Genomic DNA, 21,745 nt, shown 5'->3' with positions numbered 1-21,745 from the left:
CGAGTATATCCCGCTTTAGGTTGCGGGATATACCGTGTGAGAGGTCGTCATGGCGTCGCTGTATATCAAGGATGAACGGACCAGCGCGCTGGTCGATCAGCTTGCACGCCTGCGTGGGACCAGCAAGACCGAAGCCGTGCGTAGCGCGGTCGAGGCCGAACTGGCGCGCAGCCGTCGTGCCGCGACCCCGCGCGAACGGCTGGAGGATTTCTACCGCCGCCATCCCCTGCCCGAATCGAGCGGCCTTGCCGCCGACAAGGCGTTCTTCGACGAACTGTCCGGCGACCTGTGACCGCGTTCGTCGATGCATCGGTGCTGGTGTCGATCCTGGCGCGCGAATCCGATTATCTCGAACAGAATGATCGCATGTCGGCCTATGATCGCTTGTTGTGGTCGCCGATTGCCCGCTGGGAAACGATCGGCGGCGTGGCGCGAGCGACGACCTATGGCGACGCCCTGTCCGCCGAGATTACCGATGCCTTTGCCCATGAAAACGGGTTCGAGATGGTAGCGATCGGCGAAGCGGAGGCCCGCCTCGCCACCGAAGCGCACCATCGCTACGGCAAGGGCCGCCACGACGCGAAACTCAACATGGGCGATTGCTTTGCCTATGCCTGCGCCCGTACCAACAATGCCGCATTGCTCTACAAGGGCGACGATTTCGCAAGGACCGACCTCAGATGATCGACATCGCCGTACAGGCAGAGGCCGACTGGCCGCAGGATCAGGATTGGGAGGCGCTGGCCACCCGCGCCGCCACCGCCGCGATCGGTCGCACCCCACAGGCCGCGTGGCTGACCGATCCGGCGCTGATCGAGGTCGCGATCCGGCTGACGTCGGACGAAGAGGTCCACACGCTCAACCGGCAATATCGGCACAAGGACAAGCCGACCAACGTCCTGTCCTTTCCGATGATCCAGCCCGACCTGCTCGACACCGTCACGCAGAACAGCGACGACGGCGAGGTGCTGCTCGGCGATATCGTGCTGGCCCACGGCGTCTGTGCCGCCGAAGCGGCGGAGCGCGGTATTTCCGTTGCCGATCATGCCACGCACCTGATTGTCCACGGCTGCCTGCATTTGCTAGGCCATGACCATCAAAATGATGCCGAGGCGGAAGCCATGGAGGCGATCGAGCGTTCCACGCTCGCCGAACTCGGCCTGCACGACCCCTATCCCGTTACAGAGGACTGACACGACCATCATGGCCGACGTTTCGACCAGCACCACGCCCGGCGACAGTAGCAGCTCCGAAGGGGGCATATGGCGGGGCCTGCGCTCGCTGATCTTCGGCACCGACGCCAGCGAGACGCTGCGCGAACGGATCGAGGAAGTGATCGCGGCGCATGAGGACGAAAACGATGCGCCGGTCGCAGGCGACCTTTCGCCGATCGAGCGGAAGATGCTCCGCAACATCCTGCATTTCGGCGAGCGTGATGCCGGCGACATGGGCGTGCCGCGCGCCGATATCGTCGCGCTGGAGGAAAACACCCCCTTTGCCGATGTCGTGAAGCTGTTCGCCGAAGCCGGGCACAGCCGCCTGCCGGTGTACCGCGAGAAGCTGGATACCATCGTCGGCATGGTCCATGTGAAGGACGTGTTCGCGATTTTGGCGAAGGGTGAGGAACATCCCCCGACCGCGATCAGCCTGCTGCGCCAGCCGCTCTATGTGCCGCAATCGATGGGCACGCTCGACCTGCTCGCGCAGATGCAGGCCAGCCGGACCCACCTTGCCATCGTGCTCGACGAATATTCGGGCACCGACGGCCTCATTACGATCGAGGATCTGGTCGAGGAGATCGTTGGCGAGATCGAGGACGAGCATGACGAGGCGCCGACCGACCTGTTCGTGCCGCTAGACGGCGGCGCGTGGGAAGCCGATGCGCGCGCCGAGCTGGAAGACGCCGCTGAACTGATCGATCCACGCCTCGGCGAAGTAGAGGAGGATGTCGAGACGCTGGGCGGCCTTGCCTTCGTGCTGGCCGGCGAAGTGCCCAAGCAGGGCGCGTGCCTCGACCACCCGTCGGGCTGGCGGATCGAGATCGTTGCCGCCGACACCCGCCGCGTCCTGCGCCTGCGCCTCCACCCGCCGCTGCCGGTCATCGAGGAATAGGCGGGCGCGCTCAATGATGGCGCGAGGCACGGTGACGTTGCCCCTCGGTCCGCCAGACCGCGACGGCGTGTGATCGCTGCAATCGATCACACGGGGCGGAAATCCGCGTTTCTCGCTTGCCATCATCTGGACGTATTATTGCGTTACAGGGTGATGATACGCGAAGCGACTGGTTGCGGATGAAACCAGTGCTGAAGGCGGGGTCATCCCAATAAATACGAATCGGGTGCAGTCGCGAGACGCGGCGCCGGCGTTGGCCGCGCCCTCTCTGACGGCATCCGACAGGCCGCCGGTGCTACTCCCTTGGCATCGGCGGCCTTCTCCCTATTACAGTCGATACCGGTAGCGCCGGCTGGCTGATGGACAGCCAAACGCCGCATCGGCCTCGGCCTGCTGTCCTAAAGGGCAGGCGAGTGTCGCATCGTCCATTCCTTGCCGGTCGCGAAACAGTGCGGGCTCTAAACCCGCAAGGGCACGAACCCGCCGCGCGCGACAATCGGACGCCGCCCCCTTCCCCCGGTCCCCCTGCCGCCCTATTCAGCTTCCATGCGCAAACATGCCATCCGTTTCGGAATCGTCCTGCTGGTCCTGATCGCGGGACTCGTCTTTTACCTCACCCGGCCCGACCGGGCGGAACTGAGCGAAAATGCCGTCGCCGGCCGTACGCCGCAACTGTCGCAGGTGCGCAAGCAGACGATCCCGACCGTGCGCATCGCCGAACCGACCGGATGGAAGGACGGTCAGACCCCGACCGCCCCGGCCGGCCTGCAGGTGCAGGCGTTCGCCAAGGGCCTCGACCATCCGCGCTGGCTCTACCGGCTTGCCAATGGCGACGTGCTGGTCGCCGAAACCAACAGCCCCCCGCGCGAAGGCGGCGGCATCACCGGCTGGTTCATGCGGCTGTTCATGGACCAGGCGGGTGCCGGCACCCCCTCGGCCAATCGCATTACCTTGTTGCGCGATGCCAATGGCGACGGCGTGGCGGAGGGGCGCTCGACGCTGCTCAGCGGGCTGAACTCGCCGTTCGGCATGGTGGTGGTCGGCGACTGGCTGTACGTCGCCAACACCGACGCGCTGGTCCGCTATCCCTTCCGCGTCGGCCAGACCCGGATCACGGCAGGCGCTGAAAAGATCGTCGACCTGCCCGGCGGCGGCAATCACTGGGCGCGCAACGTCATCGCCGATCCCGATGGCAAGTCGCTGTACGTCAGCGTCGGATCGGCCTCCAACATCGCCGAAAACGGGCTGGAGATCGAAAAGAACCGCGCCGCCATCTGGCAGGTCGATCCGGTAAAGAAGACGTTCCGCATCTATGCCGCGGGCGTGCGCAACGCCAACGGCATGGCGTTCGAGCCGCGCAGCAAGGACTTGTGGGCGGTCGTCAACGAACGCGACATGCTCGGCTCCGACATGCCGCCCGATTACATGACCAAGGTCGAATTCGGCGGCAACTATGGCTGGCCGTGGCATTATTGGGGCGGGTATATCGACGATCGCGTCCAGCCGCAGCGCCCGGACCTGCGCCAGTATGTCGCCCGCCCAGACTATGCGCTGGGCGCGCATGTCGCCCCGCTCGGCCTCGCCTTCACCAGCGATATGCGGCTGGGCCAGCGGTTCGGCAACGGCGCGGTCGTCGGGCTGCATGGATCGTGGAACCGGGTGCCGCCGTCGGGCTACAAGGTGATCTATGTCCCGTTCGCCGCCGATGGCAGCTTCCCGGCCAAGGATGCGAAGCCGGTCGACCTGCTCACCGGGTTCCTGTCGGCCGATGGCAAGCAGGCGTTCGGCCGTCCGGTGGGGGTCATCGCCGACCGCACCGGCGCGATGCTGGTGGCGGATGACGTCGGCAACGTGATCTGGCGGGTCAGCCAGCCGCTGTCGGCGCGATAAGTCCCTGCTCGTCATTCCGGCGACAGCCGGAATGACGAAAGGTACGAGCGGCCTACTTCAACAATGCCGGCCCGTCGCGGCCCAGCTTCTCCTTGATCTTGTTGGCGAACATCGCCAGCATCGGCGGCAGGTCGAGCACCGCATGGACATGGGCGTCGTGCATCTCGCAGCGCGCCTTGACCACCTGCCCCATGCCGCTGACCGTGAAGTGCAGCGTGTCGCCGTCCCAGCGTTTGTCGTGCATCACGCCGCCGGGGATCATGTTCGCCAGCTTGTCGATCCCGCCATCGATCCGCTGCCGCACGCCTGCACGGCCCAGCTGGTGGGGGATATCGACTTCGACCGGTTGGTTCATGCAAAACTCCTCTTCGCATCGCATCTAGTGTGCGACGCTCTTCGAAAACAGGTTCATCACCAGGACACCGGCGATGATGAGGCTCATGCCCAGCACCGCCGCCCCGTCCAGCCGCTGCCCCTGCCACCCCCATGCGATCCCGGCGACCAGCACGATTCCAACCCCGGACCAGATCGCATAGGCGATCCCGGTCGGCATCGTGCGCAACGCCAGTGACAGGCAGTAGAAGGCGACCGCATAGCCAGCGAGGGTCACCAGCGAGGGGCCGAGCTTCGTAAAGCCGGCGGTCGCGCGCATCGTGGAGGTGGCGATCACTTCAGCAACAATCGCTATGGCAAGCCAGGTGTAGGCGGTCATCGGGTTGGCGATAGCACGGAAGCGCGAAGGTCGCCCGTGGTTCTCGACAAGCTCGAACTTAACGAGGGTAGGTTCGAGCCTCTCCCCACCACCCCGTTCGGTTCGAGCAGCTTCGAGCTTGTCGAGAAGCATCTGTCGAGAACGCGCCGCCCAACCGCACCCCGCTCTCGACAAGCTCGAACCAAACGGATTGGTTGAAGGCGCATCGCACGCCCCCTTGCACCCGCCCCCTGCACCTAGGATATGCAGCGCCGTGCCCGCTCTTCTCGCCCTGCTCGCCGGCCTGACCTCGGCCCTTGGTTTCGCGCCGCTCGGTTGGTGGCCGGTCACGCTCGCCGCGCTGGCACTGTGGCTGTGGGTCGTCCACCGCGCACCGACGCTGAAGGGGGCGCTGTGGCGGTCGTGGCTGTTCGGCGTCGCGCATTTCACGGTCGGCAATAACTGGATCCAGCACGCGTTCGATTTCCAGGACCGGATGCCGCCCGCACTCGGCTATGTCGCGGTGGTCGGGCTGGCGCTGTATCTGGCGATCTATCCGATGCTGGCGGGCGGCATCGCGTGGAAGCTGGGGCGGCGCAGCAAACGCCCCGACCTCGCTTATGTCGCGGTCGCCGCCGCCGCGTGGATCGCGACCGAATATGCGCGCGCCGTGGTCTTCACCGGCTATGCGTGGAACCCGATCGGCGTGGTCTGGGTGCCCACCCCGCTGCGTAGCGTAGCCACCGTTACGGGCACCTACGCGCTGTCGGGGCTGACCGTATTGCTCAGCGCCGCGCTGTTGCTGCCCCGCCCGAAAGTCCGCGCGGGTGTGATCGTCGCCCTCGCGCTGCTGATGCTGGTCCCCGGTCCGGCGTCGAAGCCGGTTACGGTTGCCGCCACCGCCCCCCGCGTCCGCGTCGTCCAGCCGAATTTCCCGCAAGAGGCGGTGCGCAGCCCCGGCTATGACGAACGCCTGCTCGACAAGCAGATCGAGCTGTCTGGCACCCCCGGCCGCGCCCCGCGCCTCGTGGTCTGGCCCGAAGGCACGGTCAATTTCTACCTCGAGGACGGCTATCCGTTCGACTGGTATCGCCAGTCGCCGCTGCTGCTGCGCGCAAAGATCGCCAGCGTCCTTGGCCCCCGCGACGTCGCGCTGGTCGGCGGTACCGCGCTGAACTTCGCGCGCGATGGCCAGCTGGTCGGCGCGGGCAACTCGGTGTTTGCGCTCACCCCCGACACCCGTATCGCCGGGCGGTATGACAAGGCGCATCTGGTGCCCGGCGGCGAATATCTCCCGATGCGCTCGCTGCTCCAGCCGCTCGGCCTCTCGCGGCTCGTGATGGGTGATATCGACTTTGCCCCCGGCCCCGGCCCGGCGACGCTGAGCCTGCCCGGCTTCGGACAGGTCGGCATGCAGATTTGTTACGAGATCATCTTTTCCGGCCAGGTCGTCGACCGTGCCCACCGCCCGGCGTTCCTCTTCAATCCCTCGAACGACGCATGGTTCGGCACCTGGGGTCCGCCGCAGCATCTGGCGCAGGCCCGCCTCCGCGCGACCGAGGAGGGCCTGCCGATCCTGCGCGCGACGCCGACCGGCATCTCGGCGGTGATCGACGCGTCGGGCGCGCTGGTCGCGACCATCCCGGCGGGCCGCGCCGATGCGATCGAAGTGCCGCTGCCCGCCCCCCATGCCCCGACGCTGTTCGCACGGGTCGGCAACTGGATGGCGCTGCTGGCGATAGTTTTGCTGTCCGCCCTCGCGATTGCCATCCGCCGCCGCGCGCGCTAGAGCCGCGACATAAGGAAAGCTTTATATGCGGCATGGCAACGGCCGCACGCTTTCCCTCTAGCCTAGAGGAAGTCCATGCGTTCCAATTATCTCTTCACCTCGGAATCGGTTTCCGAGGGCCACCCCGACAAGGTCGCGGACCAGATTTCCGACTCGATCGTCGACCTGTTCCTGTCGAAGGACCCCGAAGCGCGCATCGCCTGCGAAACGCTGACCACGACCCAGCTCGTCGTCCTCGCCGGTGAAATCCGCTGCAAGGGCGTGTTCGAAAACGGCGCATGGGCGGACGGTGCCCAGGACGAGATCGAACGCACCGTGCGCGAAACGGTGAAGGCGATCGGCTATGAACAGTCGGGCTTCCATTGGGAAACCTTCCGCTTCGAAAACAACCTGCATGCGCAGTCGGCGCATATCGCGCAGGGCGTCGACGCGTCGGGCAACAAGGATGAAGGCGCCGGCGACCAGGGCATCATGTTCGGCTTCGCCTGCGACGAAACGCCGGACCTGATGCCGGCGACGCTGGACTACAGCCACAAGATTCTCGCGAAGATGGCCGCAGATCGCCACGCCGGCACCGCGCCGTTCCTCGAACCCGATGCCAAGAGCCAGGTCACGCTGCGCTTCGAAAACGGCAAGCCGGTCGCCGCGACCGCGATCGTCGTCTCGACCCAGCATGCGCCGGGCTATGACAATGGCGAAAAGGAAGCCGAGCTGCACAATTATGTGAAGTCGGTCGTCGCCGACGTCCTCCCGGCCGAGCTGCTGTCGGACGCCACCGAATATCACATCAACCCGACCGGCAGCTTCGAAATCGGCGGCCCGGACGGGGACGCAGGGCTCACCGGTCGCAAGATCATCGTCGACACGTACGGCGGTGCCGCCCCGCACGGCGGCGGCGCGTTCAGCGGCAAGGACCCGACGAAGGTCGATCGCTCGGCGGCGTACATCACCCGGTATCTGGCGAAGAACATCGTTGCCGCCGGCCTTGCCAAGCGCTGCACGATCCAGCTCGCCTATGCGATCGGCGTGTCGAAGCCGCTGTCGCTGTACGTGAACACCCACGGCACCGGTACGGTCGGCGACGACGCGATCGAAACCGCGATTGCCGGCATCGCGAAGCTCGGCGGCCTGACCCCGCGCGGCATCCGCACGCACCTTTCGCTCAACAAGCCGATCTATCGCGCCACCGCCGCCTATGGCCATTTCGGCCGCAAGCCCGAGGGCGACCTGTTCCCGTGGGAAAAGACCGATCTGGTCGACGACCTGAAGGCCGCGCTCGCCGCCTGATCCCGCTGGACAGCATTTGCGAAAAAAGGGAGGTTCGCCGGCGACGGCGGGCCTCCTTTTTTTGTGGCCGCCGCGCAAGGGGGATACGATGCGAACCGTGACGGCACTGCTGGCAATGGCCCTGGCCGCGCCCGCCATGGCGCAGATCGCGCCGGTCGAGACTATCTCGGCAGAGGATCGCGCGGCGCTGGACCGCACCACCGAACGCGGCCGGTTGCTCGCCGCCTATGACCGGGTGGCATGGCTCGGCACCGATGATGTGCAGAAGCGCCTGCCCGATTGGCGGCAGAAGCTGGGCGGCTGGATCGTCGAAGGGGCGGCCGCATCGCCGACGCTGATCTTCCACGACCGGTCGCAACCACCGCGTGCGCTCTACACCGCACGGCTGATCGGTGGAAAGCTCGCCGATGCGACGCTCGTCACCGGCGACGCGGGGATACTCTCCCCGGCCCAACTCCACCTGATCGCGGCGCGCGACAGCGCGGCCAAGGCGATCGGAGCCGCCAGGCTGCTGCCTTGCGGCCCCGCCTTCAACAGCGTCGTCGTCCCACCCACCGCGCCCGATAGCGTGACCTCGGTCTATTTCCTGTCGGCGCAGACCAAGGCGGACGACCTGCCGATCGGCGGTCATTACCGGGTGGACGTCGCCGCCGACGGGCGCGCCGGTGCGCCCTACGCCTTTTCGAAGGGTTGCATGACCGTGCCCCCGCCCCCCAAGGGGCAGCGCGGCGTGGGCGCCGTGGTATCGACCCTCACCGCCCCGCTCCCCAACGAAGCGCACAGTTTCGTCGTGGAGGCGTATCAGCGGCGGCTCTACGTGGTCGTCCCGCGGGGCGGCGACCGAATGTTCGTGCTGAGACCCGGTATGCCGACCAGCCTCGTACCGACGACCACCGCCAGGCCGGAAAAGGCACCGAAGCCCGCGGCATAGGAAAAACCGCCCGCCGACCGTCACCCCGGATCAGGTCCGGGGCGGCAACGCCGGACACGACGCCCGCCCCCCCCCTCGACATTCCCCCGAAACTACGAAAGGTTCGCGCGCGACGGACGGCTGCCGAACGGCCGCCAAGGGGGGATCATATGCGGAAATGGATGGCTGTGCTGGCCGCGGGAATGATGATTGCGGCCCCGGTCGCCGCGCAGCAGGTCGGGGCACCGGTCGGCGCGAAGGCGGGCAAGCCCTATCGCTTCAAGCATAGCGGCATCACCGCCCCCGCCGAACTGGACGGGATGAAGCGCGTCGACGTCCGCCAGCTGGGCGACGACGAACTCGACGTGTTCGCCGTCTATCAGGACGGTCCCGACGCGATCAACGTCTATGTCTATCGCACCTTGAGCGGCAGCGTGCCGGTGTGGTTCGACCGCGCTCGCGCCTCGATCGAACAACGCAAGGAGATGTTCGGCAATGTCGCGCCGGTGGTCCCGACCGCCTTCACCCCGCCAGGCCAGTCGAGCGCCAGCGGGCTGATGGCGGGATGGACGCTGACCAAGGCGCCCTATCGCGGCACCGCGCTCGCCATCCTGCCGGTCGGCGAATGGCTGGTGAAGGTGCGCTATAGTTCGACGAAGCTCGACGGCGCGACCGTCGCGGCGCGTATCCCGGCGGTGCTGGGCGCGCTCGAATGGCCGAAAGCCATCCCCGCCGCCCCCGCCGCCGCGCCGGTCACGGACTGTACTACCCCGCTTGCCTTCGCAGCAAACGCCGCGCCGGTGACCGATGCGAATGCGCTGCAAACCGCCGCGCTCACCGGCGGGCTGGTCGCCGCCGCCGAGGGCGAGAAAAGGACCGGCGCTGCCGCCACGCCGGCAACCTGGTGCCGCGACCCGGCCCCTGCGCAGGTCGGTGCCGCCTATCGCCGCGACGGCGCGACCGACGGCTATCTGCTGGCGATCAGTGACAGCGGGCGCGGCTTTGCGGTCGAACCCGATGTGATCGCCCGCGAAGTGGGGGAATCGGAGGGCAGGAAGGTCGCCCAATGGTCGGTCGCGCTCTACGAACCCGGATCGATCGCCATCTATGCACCGATGACCGCCCTGCCCGCGCCCGACACGCTGATCGCCGCACTGAACCGCCCGATCCTCGCCCGCACGACGACCTGGGGCAAGAAGCGTAACGTCACGATCAATCCCGAATTCTTCAAATAGGGCAACCGGCCCGGCGGGTCGCTTTCCTACACCCCGCCGCCCTGTCATGCTCGCCGATGCTCTTTGACATCGCGAAACGACGCCGTAGCGGGCCGAGCGAACGGTTAGCGCGCAAAACGTGGCAAGTGTGAACTTTGTGAACTTTGGCCGGCAGGTTTCGGTCAAGACACTGTTAACTAACGATATTCTTTCCAGCCCCGATTGGCCGGCAACGCCGCACGGATCGAGCCGTTTGCCAGGCTCGTCACCCCGGGCCTGACCCGGGGTCCCGCTTCTTCTCAGCGCCGCAAGAAAGCGGGACCCCGGCTTAAGGCCGGGGTGACGATGGGCGCTCCGCCGCCGGCAGCACCCGCGCAACGATCGCCTCTGCCGCCCAGCCGATCACCGCCCCCACCGCGACGTCGATCGGGAAGTGGGTGCCGCGCGGCACCTGGATCGCGGCGATGCCGGCCGCCGCCGCCTGTACCGGCACCGCCACGCCCGGATATTCGCGCGCCACCGCCCGTGCGACCGCGACGGCACCGGCGGTATGGCCGGACGGAAAGGAGTTTTGCGGCCCCTCGTCCCGGTCGCCCGGCGTCGGGCGATGCGCCTCGCGACTGGCGAACAGCTTGGGCCGTGCCCGGTCGACATTGTGCTTGATCGCTGCCTTGACCAGCGTGGCGAGGCCATGCGCCGCCAGCATCCGGATGCCCGTCCGCGTCAGCCGGGCATCCTGCGCGATCAGCCCGGCGGCGATGGTGGTCAGGTTGATCGCGACCATCGGCGGCTGGTCGGCCACCTCGCTCAGCGCGCCGGCCACCTGTACCACCGGATGATGGCGCAGCTCGGCGGCCACGCCGTGCCCGACATCGATATCGGCATCGACCAGCTGCTTCGCCTTGTGCTTTGCCGCGCGCTTCGCCTGCTTCTTCTTTCCCATCGCCCTCCAACCCGTGGGGATCGAGGAAGCTCCCCGCCGACACGGCCCACTGACACGACTTGTCGACATGGCGGCTTGGCGGGTAGGAGCGCGGCGATGAACGATCCCACCACCATCCGCCGCCTCTATGGCCGTCGTCAGGGCCACAAGCTGCGCCTGGGACAGGCTGCCCTGGTCGAGGACCTGTTGCCGCGCGTCTCGGTCCCCGATACCGGCCCGCTCACGTCGCAGGTCCTGTTCGGCGACGACCGCCCGGTCGAGGTGGAGATCGGCTTCGGCGCGGGCGAGCATCTGGCGGGACAGGCCGGCGCCCGCCCGCACCACGGCTTCATCGGCTGCGAACCGTTCCTGAACGGCGTGGTCGGCGCGCTGAACCACATCCGCGACGACAACCTATCCAATGTCCGCCTGCACATGGGCGACGCGCTGGAGGTGATCGAGCGCTTCCCCGATGGTGCGCTGGAGCGGGTCTATCTGCTCCACCCCGATCCGTGGCCCAAGGCGCGCCATGCCAAGCGGCGGATGATGAACCACGGCCCGATGGACCTGATAGCGGCCAAGCTGCGGCCGGGCGGCGAGTTCCGCCTCGGCACCGACGACCCGACCTATTGCCGCTGGGCGATGATGATCATGGACCAGCGCCGCGACTTCGTGTGGCAGGCGCAGACCGCCGCCGACTTCCTCACCCGCCCCGCTGACTGGCCCGAAACCCGCTATGAGCGCAAAGCCCGGCGGCAGGGGCATGAGGTCTGGTATTTCCGCTACGTGCGGGTCTGAGCATCACACCGCGACCGGGCTGGCGACCCGGCCGCCTTCGCCGAAGATGCGCAGGTACCGGGCGACATCCTCCGGCCGGCCGGTTGCCTTGGCCGGATTGTCGGACAGCTTGACCGCCGGGCGGCCATTAGCGCTGATGACCTTGCACACCAGCGAGATCGGCTCCAGCCCCTCGCCCCCCAGCGGGTCGCAGCCGCGGAAGTCGTTGGTCAGGTTGGTGCCCCAGCCAAAGCTCATCCGCACCCGCCCATGGAAATGGCGATAGGTCGCCATGATGCTGTCGACGTCCATCCCGTCGGAAAAGATCAGCAGCTTGGTGCGTGGGTCGACGCCCTGTTCCTGCCACCAGCGCAGGATCTGCTCGCCCCCCTCGATCGGCGGCATGCTGTCGGGGCGGAAGCCGGTCCAGTCGGCCAGCCAGTGCGGCGCATTGCGCAGGAAGGCGGTGGTGCCGAACGCATCGGGCAGCGCGATCAGCAGGTTGCCGCCATAATGCCGCCGCCACTCCTCCAGCACACGATACGGCGCGGCGGCTATGCCGGCATCGTCCTCGGCCAGCGCCGCCTCGACCATCGGCAGTTCGTGCGCGTTGGTGCCGATCGCCTCGACGCCCGCCTGCATCGCCAGCAGCACGTTGGAGGTACCGACGAACCGGTCGCCCAGCCCCTCCTGCAGCGCCTCGACGCACCAGCGCTGCCACAGGAATCCGTGCCGCCGGCGGGTGCCGAAGTCGGACAGGACCAGATCGGGCAGGTCGCGCAATCGCTCCACCTTGTCCCACAGCCGCGCCTTGGCCCGCGCATAGGTCACGTCCAGCGCGAAGCGGCCATGCTCGCGCAGGGCCGCCCGCGCGCGCAGTTCGTTGACGATGGTGAGCGCCGGGATTTCCCACAGCGACGTCTCTGCCCATAGCCCGTCGAAATGCAGCTCATACTGCCCGTCGCGAACCGACAGCTCATAAGGGGGCAGCCGAAACTGGCTGAGCCAGTCGATGAAGCCCGGCGCGAACATGCGCTGCACCCCGTAGAAGCTGTTACCCGCCAGCCATATGAGCTCCTGCTTGGAAAAGCCGACGGTGCGGGCATGGTCCAGCTGGGCGCGCAGCTCGCCCTCGTCGATCACCTCGGCCAGCCGCACCGACTTGCTGCGGTTGATGACGGCGAAGGTCGCATGGACGTCGGGGTGCACCTCCCGGATCATCTGCACCATCAGCAGCTTGTAGAAATCGGTGTCGAGCAGGCTGCGCACCACCGGGTCGAGCCGCCAGCCATGGTTCCACACGCGGGTCGCAATATCGGTCATCACCATCGGTCAGCCTTTCCAAAGCCGGACGGGACGTGCAGCGAAGCACAACACCCGCCCCGGCGCGTACTCCCCCGTACCGCGCAATCCGCACGGTTCCAGAAGGTTCGAGGGAAACCGCCTTTCATCCGCTTTACATATATGCAATAAGAATATATGTAAAGCGGATCGAGGAGAACCATCATGCGTGACCTGATCGTCGTCGTGGATACCCAGGCCGATTTCATGCTGCCGGACGGCGCGCTGCCGGTGCCCGGCGCGGACGCGATCGTCGGCCCGCTGGCCGACTGGCTGGCGCGGCGCACCGCGGCCGACACGGCGGCGATGGTGTTCACCTTCGACACCCATTTCGCCGACACCTATCCCACCAGCGCCGAGGCGGCGTTGTTCCCGATCCATTGCGTCAAGGGAACGCCGGGCTGGCGCAACCTGCTCGATCCGCTGTCGATCGCGCCCGGCATCCCCTGCCGGACGCTGGAGAAGGGAGTCTTCGACATGTGGGCCGAGGACGGGCTGCTGGCCGTCGACCCGCGCGGTGCGCAGCCGCCGATGGCGCGCGACGCCTTCTTCCTCGATCTGCAGCGGCAGGGGATCGACCGGGCGATCGTGGTCGGCGTTGCCGCCGATTATTGCGTGCGCTGGGCGATCGACGGACTGGTCGCGCGCGGATTTTCGGTGGTCGTGCCCGCCGATCTGACGCGTGGAATCGATCGTCCGATCGAACAGGTCCTTCGCGAGGATTTTGCAGACCGTCCCGTTTCGACCTGATCCCCCGCGCCCGCTCTGGTTGGGCGAATTCGTTGTTGGTGTGTCGCGCGAATTATTGTGATAGACGCCTTGTGATAAGGGCCGACGCCCCAACAAGGGATTGTTAATGCCGCACATTCTCGTCGCCGACGATCATCCGATGTGCGCGACCGCACTGGGGATGGCGGCACGGGCGGTCGATCCCGGCATTACCAAGGACTGTGCGACGACCCTGGCCGAAGCGGAGGATCTGGTCCGCAGCACTGCCTATGACCTGATCCTGCTCGACCTGATGCTGCCCGACGTACAGGGATTTGCTGGGCTGGCGATGCTGCGGGCGATCCGCCCGTCCGCGACCGTTGCCATCGTTTCCGGGCGGGAGGAGCCGGCGGTGATCGCGCAGGCGCATGCGCTCGGCGCGAAGGGGTTTATCCCCAAATCCTCGACGATCGATCAGATGATCGCGGCGATCCGGGCGCTGCTCGACGGGCACGACTGGCTGCCGGCCGATATCGCCGCTGCCAGCCAGGCGGATCGTCGGGTCGACCTGGCCGAACGCATGGGCACCTTGTCGATCGCGCAGCTCCGCGTGCTGCGCGCCATCGTGAACGGCCATCAGAACAAGCAGATCGCCTATGACCTGCAACTCGCCGAACCGACCGTGAAGTCGCATCTGTCGGCGATCTTCCGCAAGCTGGGCGTGAGCAACCGGACGCAGGCGGTGCTGGCACTACAGGCGTTCGACGCGGAGAACTGACCGCGATCAGGCCGCCGGCTGCATCGCACCCTGCGCGGCGGCGATCACTTCCTGCGCGCACTGGTCCAGCCGGTCGATCATCGCCGGGTCGGCCGTCGCGTCATCCGCCAGCCCCTCGATCTCCGTCAGCGCCGCGATCAGATGTGCGGCCCCCATGCTTGCCGCCGCGCCGTGAAAGGCATGGGCCTCGCGCCGGGCCAGGTTGTTGCGGCCATGGGCCAGCAGCGTCCGCAGCCGCGCGGGCACCCGCCGCGCATCCTCGATCAACAGGGCAAGCAGGGTATTGCGCTGCTCGGCGCCCAGCGCATCGGTCAACGCACGGATGCGCAGCGGGTCGATGACGCCGGGAGCCTGCGATGAAGCCGGTGGATGGCGCGGCGCGGTCGCGTTCCGGTCGAGCAACAGGCTCAGTTGCGCCATGTCGATCGGCTTGGTCAGCACCCCGTTCATCCCCGCCCGGGTGATGTCGGCACGGCGTTCGTTCGACAGGTCGGCGGTAATCGCGTGGATCGGAACCGCGGCCCCCGCCCCGCTCCACGCCCGGATGGCGCGCGTCGCGGCCAGTCCGTCCATCACCGGCATCTGGACGTCCATCAGCACCAGATCGACGGGATTGCCCGCCGTCGCCGTGACATATTCGACCGCCCGCGCCCCGTTTTCGACCGCCACGACCTGATGCCCCAGCCGGCGGACGATTTCCGCCAGCAGATAGCGGTTGGTGTCGTTATCCTCCGCCACCAGCACCGTCATCGGCGGGCTGCGGTCGGGTTCCCGCGTCGCACGCGGTATCGCCAGCGCGTCCTCGCCGGCGTCGGCGACGGTCGCAGCGGACGGGAGCGGGATGTCGAACCAGAAACGCGATCCGGCACCCGGACGGCTGACGACCTGAATCCTGCCGCCCATCGATTCGACCAGCATCCGGCTGATGCTGAGGCCAAGCCCGGTGCCGCCATAGCTGCGCGTGGTCGACGCATCCGCCTGGACAAAGGGTTCGAAGATCGCCTCCAGCCGGTCGTCGCGGATGCCCACGCCGGTGTCGGTGACCTGGAACCGCCACAGGTCGCCATCCTCGCGCGCGGCGCTGATGCGGACCGACCCGGTGCGGGTGAACTTCACGGCATTGCCGACCAGATTGGTCAGCACCCGCTGCAGCCGCGCCGGATCGCCGATGACCTGACCGGCCGGTGCATCGAACATGATCGACAGCGCATGCTTGCGCGCCTCCGCCGCGAACAGTCCGGCCGCCGTCTGCAACAACGCCCGCGGTTCGAAGGCGATCGCCTCCGGACTGGCATGCCCGCCCTCCAGCTTGGAGAAGGTCAGCACGTCGTCTACGATATCGGACAGGGTACGCCCGGCGGCCTCCAGCGAATCGAGATGCCGCATCCGCTCGACGCGATCGGGCGTGTCGCGCAACAGCTGCACCGCCGCGAGGATCGACGTCAGCGGGGTGCGGATTTCATGGCTGATCGTTGCGGTGAAGGTTGCCTTGGCCGCCAGCGCGCGTTCCGCCTCTTCGCGTGCGGCGCGCAGATCGGTCATCGCCGCGACATGTTCGGTCACGTCCTGGAACACGCCGAACAGGCCGACGATGCCCGCCCCCGGCGCGGTTTCCGCCTGTCCACGCGACCGGACCCAGCGCATCTCCCCATCCGCGCGCACGACGCGGGCGTCGAATGCAAACGACCCGCCATTGGCGATCGCCACGCCGATCCGATCGCGCACCATATCCCGGTCGTCGGGATGATAGAACCGGATGGCGGTGGCGATGCCGGGTTCGCAGTTTCCTTCGACACCGTGGATGCGAAAGACCTCGGGTGACCAGAACAGCCGCCAGTCGGCGAGGTTCAGCCGCCAATGGCCCATGCCGGCGGCACTTTCCGCCATCGCCAGCAATCGCTGCTGCTCCTCCAGTTCGTCAAAGGACGTGACGGCGCCGCGTTCGGCCGCGTGGCGATCGGCGATGTCGCGGATCGATCCGATCACCTCCGCCGAAGCGGGATCGTTCCCCACCAGCCGGAACGCCCCTTCAAGCCACAGATAATGGCCCTCGCGGTGACGCATCCGGTACCGCACCACCAGGCTCTCGCCGGTCGGGGTCAATGCCGCGAGGCAACGCTGCACCCGGTCGCGATCGTCGGGATGGATCAGCTGGAACGGGCTCTGCCCCACCAACTGCTCCGGGGGATAGCCGAGCAGCCGTTCCGATCCCGACGACGCATACCGGCGCAGCCCGTCCGCACCGAGCCGGACGATCAGGTCGGTCGAATGATCGGCCAGCAGCCGCAGGTGCCGTTCATTGTCGCGGATTTCGCGCAATCCCAGCCACTGTTCGTACACCAGCGCCGCAACGGGAAAGGCCGTCAGCGTGAAGGCGCCGATAAACAGCTGAAGGTAGAGGACGCGATCCGCCGGCGTCATCATCAGGTCGGCGATGGGGCCGATGCCCCGCACCGTGCAGATCGTCGCGACGATGCTGACGGTAATCGTCGATGCCGCCGCCCCGGCGAAGCGGTACAGCAAAGCGGCGAACACCCCGCAGGGCAGCAGCAGGAACAGCACGGGATAGCTGCTCATCGTGAACACGATGCCGGTCAGCGCAGCGGTCAGCGCGACGACGACGATGATGGAGGGGGAGAGGACCTCCAGTTCCTCCGACACTGCCCGCCGCGTCGCCTTCAACGCGGGCAGCAGTACGATCAATCCCATGGCGTTGGCCGCAAACCACTGGGTCGCGACGAGCGAGGTGACCGCGCCGAACATCAGCAGGCGGAACTGCATGAACATCGCGGTTAGCAACCCCGCCCCGGCAAGCGCAATCACGACGATCGTCACATAACCGCGCAGCATCCGTGGATCGGGCCGGACCAGCCGGATCATCGAGGCGACGAAGGCAATGCTGATGAGGTCGATCAGCCCATAGCCGACCATCAACCGCCAATCGTCATAGCGCCATTCGTTCGCCAGCACGAGCGCGATGCCGGTGATGACCAATAGCGGCGCCCATTGCGACCGGGGACGCCGGATCAGCGTCGCGGTGGCGATCGGATTGGCCAGCCACAACAGCTCCGCACCGTCGAGCCACTGGCTGGCGCACAGCATGAGCGCGGCAAGGCCGTAGGTCAGCAGGCCATAGGCGGTGGCGAGCAGCGCGGTGCGCGGCATCGACAGCGGCCGGGCGGGCGACGCTGCCCAGGCCGGTTGTGGGGATGCCACCCCATCCGAAATTCCCGATTCGCCGATCACGCGCCATGGTATCAAGGATCGCGCCAACCGACGATCCGTCACGTCGCAGCGGCCGGATCGCCCTCCGGCACCACGGCGTGGCCGCTACGCGCCCAGCGCCCGGCGAACATCCGCCCGATCCATGCCGGCAGGCCCGGCGGCAGGAACAGCCAGTCGCGGATCGCGGGTCCTCGATCGGCGCCGATCGCCCGCTTGTACCCGCTGTCGCCCGCGCCCCAATCGACGCGGGCGATGCCGTCGTCCAGCGCCCGGACGAGGTTGCGGTAATAGAGGAGCCGGCCGGGCGAATGCTTCGCGAAGCGCGCGTCATAGCTGTTGGCGATCGCATATTTCAGCGCGCCGGCGTTCAGATCGAACGAGAATGCCGCCGGTTGTCCATCAACCCGCAATAGCGCCGCCCACATCATGTCCGCGATCACCGGGTCCTGCGCAGCCGCGCGCCAGAAGCGGCCATGGCCGCCGGCAGTAAACTTGGCGTCGCTGCCATCGGTTCGCGTCGCGATCCAGCTGGCGTCCTCGATCGTCGCCAGCGCATCGAAAGCCGCCGGCGTCCAGTCGCGCCCGGACACGAACGACCAGTCGGGCACGCCCGTGTCGGCCAGATGCTTTTCGTGGAACCGGTTCTTGCGCAGCGTCGAATTGCGCGGCCACGCCCCCTCGGCCTGCTGCGCCCGCATGTCGAGCAGATAGCTGTCGGCGACGAAGCGCGGCAACGCCCGCCAGCCCCCCGCGGCGGCCGCCGCCTGCACCCCCTCGAGCAGCGGATCGCCGTCATAGATCGGCCCCAGCCGGAACCCGCGCGTCGTCCGCCGTGCACCGTTCAGCAGCGCGGCGAAATCGGCGGCGGCGGCATCCGCCGCGACCGGCCCGCTGCGAAAGGGCCAGTAGCATCCCGGCACCTGGCCGAGCCGCAACCATGCCGGCCCGAGGCCGATCAGCGGCAGCGCGATCACCGGTCGCTCGCCCCGTTCGACCAGCAGCGTCCGCGCGCTCCCGCCATAGCTTTCGACCGCCGCCGCATACCAGTGCCGGCGCAGGAAGCGGTGCGTCTCCGGCGCCTGTGCGGCAACCATGTCGATCGAATCGGCAAGTCCGTCGACGACACGGGCGACAGGCTGGGTGGCAGCGGGCGGAGACAGCATGAAAGTGCTTTGCCACGAACCTGTTACGATCTGGTAGCGCCGTCATCGCGCAGAACATCGGCCCGATTGCGCAGCCTTGCCCCTGCCCGGTGGGCAAGGCATATCGATCCGGTGGAATTCGAACCTGTCCTGTCGACCGTCGCAAAGACGATCCAGACCGCCATCGCGCCGGTCTTCCTGCTGGCCGGGATCGGGGCGATCCTGAACGTGATGGTGGGCCGGCTGGCCCGGATCGTCGACCGGGCGCGCGACCTGGAAAAGCTCCATCCCAGCTCGACCGGCCCGGAACATGCCCGGCACGTCTTCGAACTGCGGCTGCTCGACCGGCGCATCCGCATCATCAACAATGCGGTGTTCCTGGTGGTGCTGTCGGCGGTCGCCAATTGCAGCGTCGTCGCGATGCTGTTCATCGCCGAATTGCTCGACCTGGGGCTGGGCAAGGCGGTGGCGATCAGCTTCGTCCTGTCGATGCTGCTGCTGATCGGCGGGCTGGTGTGGTTCCTGTTCGAAGTGCGGTTGTCGGTCCATGCGATCCGGGTGCGCGCCGAACTGCTGGAGCGTGAACGCGCATGACGCCACGGCGCGAACGGACATTGTTGCAAGGGGTGGTCGCGCTGGTGTGCATTGTCCCGTTCGGCGCGTCGATCGTCGGCATCCTGCACGGCGCGGCATGGCTGCAAGGCGATCCGGCCACCAACATGGACAGCCATTTCCGCTATCTGTCGGGACTGTTCCTGGGGATGGGCATCGCCTTTGCCAGCTGCATTCCCGACATCGAGCGCAAGGGCGGCCGCTTCCGCCTGTTGGGGATGATGGTCGTGATCGGCGGACTGGCGCGGCTTCTGTCGCTGGTGACGGTCGGCATGCCGTCGACCGGGCATCTGGTCGGGCTGGGTATCGAGCTGGGCGTCGTGCCGCTGGTGCTGGCATGGCAGACGCGCGTCGCCCGCCGCTGCCGCACCTGACCGACACCCCGAACGCCCGTCAGCGCGCGACCGGCTCCAGCGCGCTGGCCGCTACCCAGCCTTCGGATCGCGCCTGCCGGTCGGAGGGATAGATCACCCGGACATTCGCGCCCGACCGCGCGGCGATGCCGACCACATCACCCTTGACCACATAGGCCTTGCCGGCAGGGGCATCCGGTCGCGCGCGCAGCGCCACCTTGGCCAGCCGCACCCGCGCGAGGTCGCTCCATCCGCCGGCGCCAGTGCGCGACAGCTCCAGCCCCTTGGGATCGTCGAGGAACGGGCCCGCCACCTGCGCACAGCCCGACAGGTTGCCGCTGCCCGGCAGGGTCAGCCGCACGCCGTCGCCGGTGGGATCGATCCGCCCGACCGGCGGGCGCGCCGCGCCATAGGGGGTGGCCAGCGCGCGGATCGTCGCGCCGCGCGCATCCACCCGCCCGGTCACGACGAAATCGCAGCGCCGATCCCGCTCCCCTTCCATCAGGAAATGCCCGACGACCCGCCCATCGGGTGCCACCGCCAGCGACAGCCCTTCATACAGGCCGGAACGCAGGGTCGTCGCGGCGGGTGGCCGGGCCTCGGCACAACCGGCGATCAGCAACAGCCCAACGGCAGCCACAGATAGAGTCTTCAAACCTTGCCTCCCAAAGCCTTGTATTCGCGGGCGAACTGCTTGTCATAGGTGCCATAGTCGTCGCCATTATAGGCGCGCGCCATGCCGACGAAATCCTTGCGGCGCAGCGCCGACACCATGCCCGGCGTCTTGATGCAATAGCCGACGAACGCGTCCAGTTGCCCGCGCTCGCCCGCCTTCATCGCCTCGACAAAGGCGAAGACGTCCTTGTATCCGCATTTCCAGTAATTTGCGCCCAGCACCTGGCACATGCCCCATGACGTCGATTGCAGCGCGGCATCGGCGTCGAGCGCCATCGCCTCGCGCAGCGTCCGCCACGCGGTGGCGTGGTCTTTGTTGTTCTTTTGCCACTGCCACCCGGCCTTCGTCTTGTAGGGGTAGGAGAGCAGCGGGTGCGTTTCGTCATATTTCTTCTTGGTCAGCTTGCGGAACCAGTGCCCTTCGAACGCAATCTTGGGCAGGCCGTCGGCGCCGAAGCCGGATCGTCCGCCCGATTCGACGGTGGCGAGCGCCCGGACCAGCAGCGGGTCGATATCGCGGCCCAGCCGCGCCGCCGCGTCGATATAGTCGCGATCGGTCAGCTTGCGCGCCGCACCACCGCTGCCCCCCGCAGGCGCGGGGTTGGCCGGCGCCGCGCCCTTGCCGGCGGTGCGCCCGGCGGGCGACGGCGCGCTGACCCTACGTTCGCGGCTGCGATCGGCGAACAGCGTGCTCCACGCGCCGGCCATCGCGCGTTGCAGATCGGCGAGCTGCCCCTGCGCCCAGCTCGTCCAAGACGGGTCGGCATCGGCCGGCGGGGTGACGCGACGCGCGCGCATCCGCTCGCCCGCGCGCGCCAGCAGCATCTGCAGTGTGCGCCCTTCGGGATCGACCCGCCCGTCGGGATGGGGATAGCGCAGTATCTCCCGCTGGAACCGGTTGATGCGGTTGACCAGCGCCGGGTCGGATCGCCCGTTTTCGGGCAGGGTGGCGCGGGCGTCGATGACGTTGAACAAATGCTGGACGGTACGCACGTCGGCCGGACGATTCGCTGCGCGACGTCCCGTTCCCACCGGTGCGCTCAGCAAGCCGCGAGCAGCCATATCGTTTCTCCGTTGTACGGCGAACATGGATTGCCGGCATGATCACCCCGACCGGCACCACGACGCAACCCCGCCGGGCCGAAAAAATAGTGGAACTGCCCATTTAGCCACTTGCTTTTCCCGAAGGCGGCAGAGGTCCGCGCGTCGCGGCAGGGCCGCCACCGCGGACCCGATCCGTTCCCCGCCGCGCGCAAAATTTAGCCGCTTGCGCCGGGGCCGATTTCCTACAATTAGTGGTGCCGATGGCGGCGCACCCG

Annotated in this window: 22 protein-coding genes; 14 read left to right on the top strand and 8 right to left on the bottom strand. The window is 67.5% G+C overall.

Translation table 11 applies throughout. The features are described 5' to 3' along the window. Window positions 1-49: 49 nt before the first annotated feature. The 5 genes from ASE67_RS09900 (at window position 50) to ASE67_RS09880 (ending at window position 4,002) form a co-directional block, all read left to right on the top strand. Window positions 50-292 carry a type II toxin-antitoxin system VapB family antitoxin gene (locus ASE67_RS09900; RefSeq protein ID WP_055760185.1) on the top strand — a complete coding sequence of 81 codons (243 nt, stop codon included), beginning with the start codon at window positions 50-52 and terminating at the stop codon, window positions 290-292. After that, complete coding sequence (locus ASE67_RS09895) at window positions 289-684, top strand: type II toxin-antitoxin system VapC family toxin (RefSeq protein WP_055760182.1); 396 nt, start codon at window positions 289-291, stop codon at window positions 682-684. The genes ASE67_RS09900 and ASE67_RS09895 overlap by 4 nt, the downstream gene beginning before the upstream one ends. Continuing rightward, entirely contained in the window at window positions 681-1,193 is a 513-nt protein-coding gene (gene ybeY / locus ASE67_RS09890; protein ID WP_055760180.1) for an rRNA maturation RNase YbeY, read from the top strand. Before ASE67_RS09895 ends, ybeY begins: the two co-directional genes overlap by 4 nt. 10 nt (window positions 1,194-1,203) lie before the next feature. Further along, window positions 1,204-2,112, top strand: a complete 909-nt coding sequence (locus ASE67_RS09885; protein WP_055760178.1) for a hemolysin family protein — start codon at window positions 1,204-1,206, stop codon at window positions 2,110-2,112. A 546-nt stretch (window positions 2,113-2,658) separates the two neighbouring features. After that, window positions 2,659-4,002, top strand: a complete 1,344-nt coding sequence (locus tag ASE67_RS09880) for a PQQ-dependent sugar dehydrogenase (RefSeq protein ID WP_055760174.1) — start codon at window positions 2,659-2,661, stop codon at window positions 4,000-4,002. A 52-nt stretch (window positions 4,003-4,054) separates the two neighbouring features. On the opposite strand, the gene ASE67_RS09875 is transcribed toward ASE67_RS09880, so the two are convergent. Further along, window positions 4,055-4,357, bottom strand: coding sequence for a polyhydroxyalkanoic acid system family protein (locus ASE67_RS09875; protein WP_055760170.1), 303 nt, complete (start codon window positions 4,355-4,357; stop codon window positions 4,055-4,057). Window positions 4,358-4,381: 24 nt separating this feature from the next. Beyond that, window positions 4,382-4,714, bottom strand: a complete 333-nt coding sequence (locus ASE67_RS09870) for an SMR family transporter (RefSeq protein WP_055760167.1) — start codon at window positions 4,712-4,714, stop codon at window positions 4,382-4,384. A 253-nt stretch (window positions 4,715-4,967) separates the two neighbouring features. Here ASE67_RS09870 and lnt point away from each other — a divergent pair, with 253 nt between their 5' ends. The 4 genes from lnt (at window position 4,968) to ASE67_RS09850 (ending at window position 9,914) form a co-directional block, all read left to right on the top strand. Next, complete coding sequence (lnt, locus tag ASE67_RS09865; RefSeq protein ID WP_235511864.1) at window positions 4,968-6,482, top strand: apolipoprotein N-acyltransferase; 1,515 nt, start codon at window positions 4,968-4,970, stop codon at window positions 6,480-6,482. A gap of 75 nt (window positions 6,483-6,557) precedes the next feature. Then, window positions 6,558-7,769, top strand: a complete 1,212-nt coding sequence (gene metK, locus ASE67_RS09860; RefSeq protein ID WP_055760164.1) for a methionine adenosyltransferase — start codon at window positions 6,558-6,560, stop codon at window positions 7,767-7,769. A gap of 88 nt (window positions 7,770-7,857) precedes the next feature. Continuing rightward, complete coding sequence (locus ASE67_RS09855; RefSeq protein ID WP_055760161.1) at window positions 7,858-8,700, top strand: hypothetical protein; 843 nt, start codon at window positions 7,858-7,860, stop codon at window positions 8,698-8,700. A gap of 161 nt (window positions 8,701-8,861) precedes the next feature. Then, window positions 8,862-9,914, top strand: coding sequence for a hypothetical protein (locus tag ASE67_RS09850; RefSeq protein ID WP_055760158.1), 1,053 nt, complete (start codon window positions 8,862-8,864; stop codon window positions 9,912-9,914). A 307-nt stretch (window positions 9,915-10,221) separates the two neighbouring features. Here ASE67_RS09850 and ASE67_RS09845 read toward each other — a convergent pair whose 3' ends face one another. Continuing rightward, a complete protein-coding gene (locus ASE67_RS09845; RefSeq protein WP_055760155.1) occupies window positions 10,222-10,836 on the bottom strand; it encodes a phosphatase PAP2 family protein in 615 nt (204 codons plus the stop codon). 96 nt (window positions 10,837-10,932) lie between these two features. On the opposite strand from ASE67_RS09845, the gene trmB reads away from it, so the two are divergent. Further along, window positions 10,933-11,613 (top strand): tRNA (guanosine(46)-N7)-methyltransferase TrmB, encoded by a 681-nt coding sequence (trmB, locus tag ASE67_RS09840; protein ID WP_055760152.1) that lies wholly within the window; start codon window positions 10,933-10,935, stop codon window positions 11,611-11,613. 3 nt (window positions 11,614-11,616) lie between these two features. Here trmB and pncB read toward each other — a convergent pair whose 3' ends face one another. Further along, a complete protein-coding gene (pncB, locus tag ASE67_RS09835; protein WP_055760149.1) occupies window positions 11,617-12,921 on the bottom strand; it encodes a nicotinate phosphoribosyltransferase in 1,305 nt (434 codons plus the stop codon). Between the two features lie 177 nt (window positions 12,922-13,098). Between pncB and ASE67_RS09830 the strand changes: the two genes are divergently transcribed. Further along, window positions 13,099-13,683, top strand: a complete 585-nt coding sequence (locus tag ASE67_RS09830) for a cysteine hydrolase family protein (RefSeq protein ID WP_055760146.1) — start codon at window positions 13,099-13,101, stop codon at window positions 13,681-13,683. Between the two features lie 106 nt (window positions 13,684-13,789). Next, entirely contained in the window at window positions 13,790-14,419 is a 630-nt protein-coding gene (locus ASE67_RS09825; RefSeq protein WP_055760143.1) for a response regulator transcription factor, read from the top strand. 6 nt (window positions 14,420-14,425) lie between these two features. On the opposite strand, the gene ASE67_RS09820 is transcribed toward ASE67_RS09825, so the two are convergent. Beyond that, window positions 14,426-17,665, bottom strand: a complete 3,240-nt coding sequence (locus ASE67_RS09820; protein WP_055760140.1) for an ATP-binding protein — start codon at window positions 17,663-17,665, stop codon at window positions 14,426-14,428. A gap of 38 nt (window positions 17,666-17,703) precedes the next feature. Next, entirely contained in the window at window positions 17,704-18,807 is a 1,104-nt protein-coding gene (locus ASE67_RS09815; protein WP_055760137.1) for a GNAT family N-acetyltransferase, read from the bottom strand. 111 nt (window positions 18,808-18,918) lie between these two features. Between ASE67_RS09815 and ASE67_RS09810 the strand changes: the two genes are divergently transcribed. Both ASE67_RS09810 and ASE67_RS09805 read left to right on the top strand, forming a co-directional pair. Continuing rightward, window positions 18,919-19,380: a DUF2721 domain-containing protein gene (locus tag ASE67_RS09810; RefSeq protein ID WP_055760134.1), complete on the top strand. Its 462-nt coding sequence runs from the start codon at window positions 18,919-18,921 to the stop codon at window positions 19,378-19,380. Then, on the top strand, window positions 19,377-19,772 hold the full coding sequence (locus ASE67_RS09805; protein WP_055760131.1) for a DUF4345 domain-containing protein: 396 nt from the start codon (window positions 19,377-19,379) through the stop codon (window positions 19,770-19,772). Before ASE67_RS09810 ends, ASE67_RS09805 begins: the two co-directional genes overlap by 4 nt. A 19-nt stretch (window positions 19,773-19,791) precedes the next feature. Here the strand turns inward: ASE67_RS09805 and ASE67_RS09800 are convergent, their stop codons facing one another. Both ASE67_RS09800 and ASE67_RS09795 read right to left on the bottom strand, forming a co-directional pair. After that, window positions 19,792-20,406, bottom strand: a complete 615-nt coding sequence (locus ASE67_RS09800) for a hypothetical protein (protein ID WP_156348577.1) — start codon at window positions 20,404-20,406, stop codon at window positions 19,792-19,794. Then, window positions 20,403-21,419, bottom strand: a complete 1,017-nt coding sequence (locus tag ASE67_RS09795; protein WP_055760124.1) for an N-acetylmuramidase domain-containing protein — start codon at window positions 21,417-21,419, stop codon at window positions 20,403-20,405. The genes ASE67_RS09800 and ASE67_RS09795 overlap by 4 nt, the downstream gene beginning before the upstream one ends. Between the last annotated feature and the right edge of the window lie 326 nt (window positions 21,420-21,745).

The sequence above is a fragment of the Sphingomonas sp. Leaf23 genome (assembly GCF_001421585.1).
In the GTDB taxonomy this organism is placed as follows: domain Bacteria; phylum Pseudomonadota; class Alphaproteobacteria; order Sphingomonadales; family Sphingomonadaceae; genus Sphingomonas.
Note: the sequence above shows the minus strand (reverse complement) of the source record. Positions and strands in the feature narration are given on the sequence as shown.

What these genes read in the sequence shown, in the direction of transcription:
- ASE67_RS09805 (WP_055760131.1), top strand. Translation starts at nt 19,377, where the DNA reads ATGACGCCACGGCGCGAACGGACATTGTTGCAAGGGGTGGTCGCGCTG.
- ASE67_RS09845 (WP_055760155.1), bottom strand. Translation starts at nt 10,836, where the DNA reads ATGGGAAAGAAGAAGCAGGCGAAGCGCGCGGCAAAGCACAAGGCGAAG.
- pncB (WP_055760149.1), bottom strand. Translation starts at nt 12,921, where the DNA reads ATGGTGATGACCGATATTGCGACCCGCGTGTGGAACCATGGCTGGCGG.
- trmB (WP_055760152.1), top strand. Translation starts at nt 10,933, where the DNA reads ATGAACGATCCCACCACCATCCGCCGCCTCTATGGCCGTCGTCAGGGC.
- ASE67_RS09875 (WP_055760170.1), bottom strand. Translation starts at nt 4,357, where the DNA reads ATGAACCAACCGGTCGAAGTCGATATCCCCCACCAGCTGGGCCGTGCA.
- ASE67_RS09885 (WP_055760178.1), top strand. Translation starts at nt 1,204, where the DNA reads ATGGCCGACGTTTCGACCAGCACCACGCCCGGCGACAGTAGCAGCTCC.
- ASE67_RS09855 (WP_055760161.1), top strand. Translation starts at nt 7,858, where the DNA reads ATGCGAACCGTGACGGCACTGCTGGCAATGGCCCTGGCCGCGCCCGCC.
- ASE67_RS09850 (WP_055760158.1), top strand. Translation starts at nt 8,862, where the DNA reads ATGGCTGTGCTGGCCGCGGGAATGATGATTGCGGCCCCGGTCGCCGCG.
- ASE67_RS09830 (WP_055760146.1), top strand. Translation starts at nt 13,099, where the DNA reads ATGCGTGACCTGATCGTCGTCGTGGATACCCAGGCCGATTTCATGCTG.
- ybeY (WP_055760180.1), top strand. Translation starts at nt 681, where the DNA reads ATGATCGACATCGCCGTACAGGCAGAGGCCGACTGGCCGCAGGATCAG.
- ASE67_RS09825 (WP_055760143.1), top strand. Translation starts at nt 13,790, where the DNA reads ATGCCGCACATTCTCGTCGCCGACGATCATCCGATGTGCGCGACCGCA.
- metK (WP_055760164.1), top strand. Translation starts at nt 6,558, where the DNA reads ATGCGTTCCAATTATCTCTTCACCTCGGAATCGGTTTCCGAGGGCCAC.
- ASE67_RS09870 (WP_055760167.1), bottom strand. Translation starts at nt 4,714, where the DNA reads ATGACCGCCTACACCTGGCTTGCCATAGCGATTGTTGCTGAAGTGATC.
- ASE67_RS09815 (WP_055760137.1), bottom strand. Translation starts at nt 18,807, where the DNA reads ATGCTGTCTCCGCCCGCTGCCACCCAGCCTGTCGCCCGTGTCGTCGAC.
- ASE67_RS09900 (WP_055760185.1), top strand. Translation starts at nt 50, where the DNA reads ATGGCGTCGCTGTATATCAAGGATGAACGGACCAGCGCGCTGGTCGAT.
- ASE67_RS09880 (WP_055760174.1), top strand. Translation starts at nt 2,659, where the DNA reads ATGCGCAAACATGCCATCCGTTTCGGAATCGTCCTGCTGGTCCTGATC.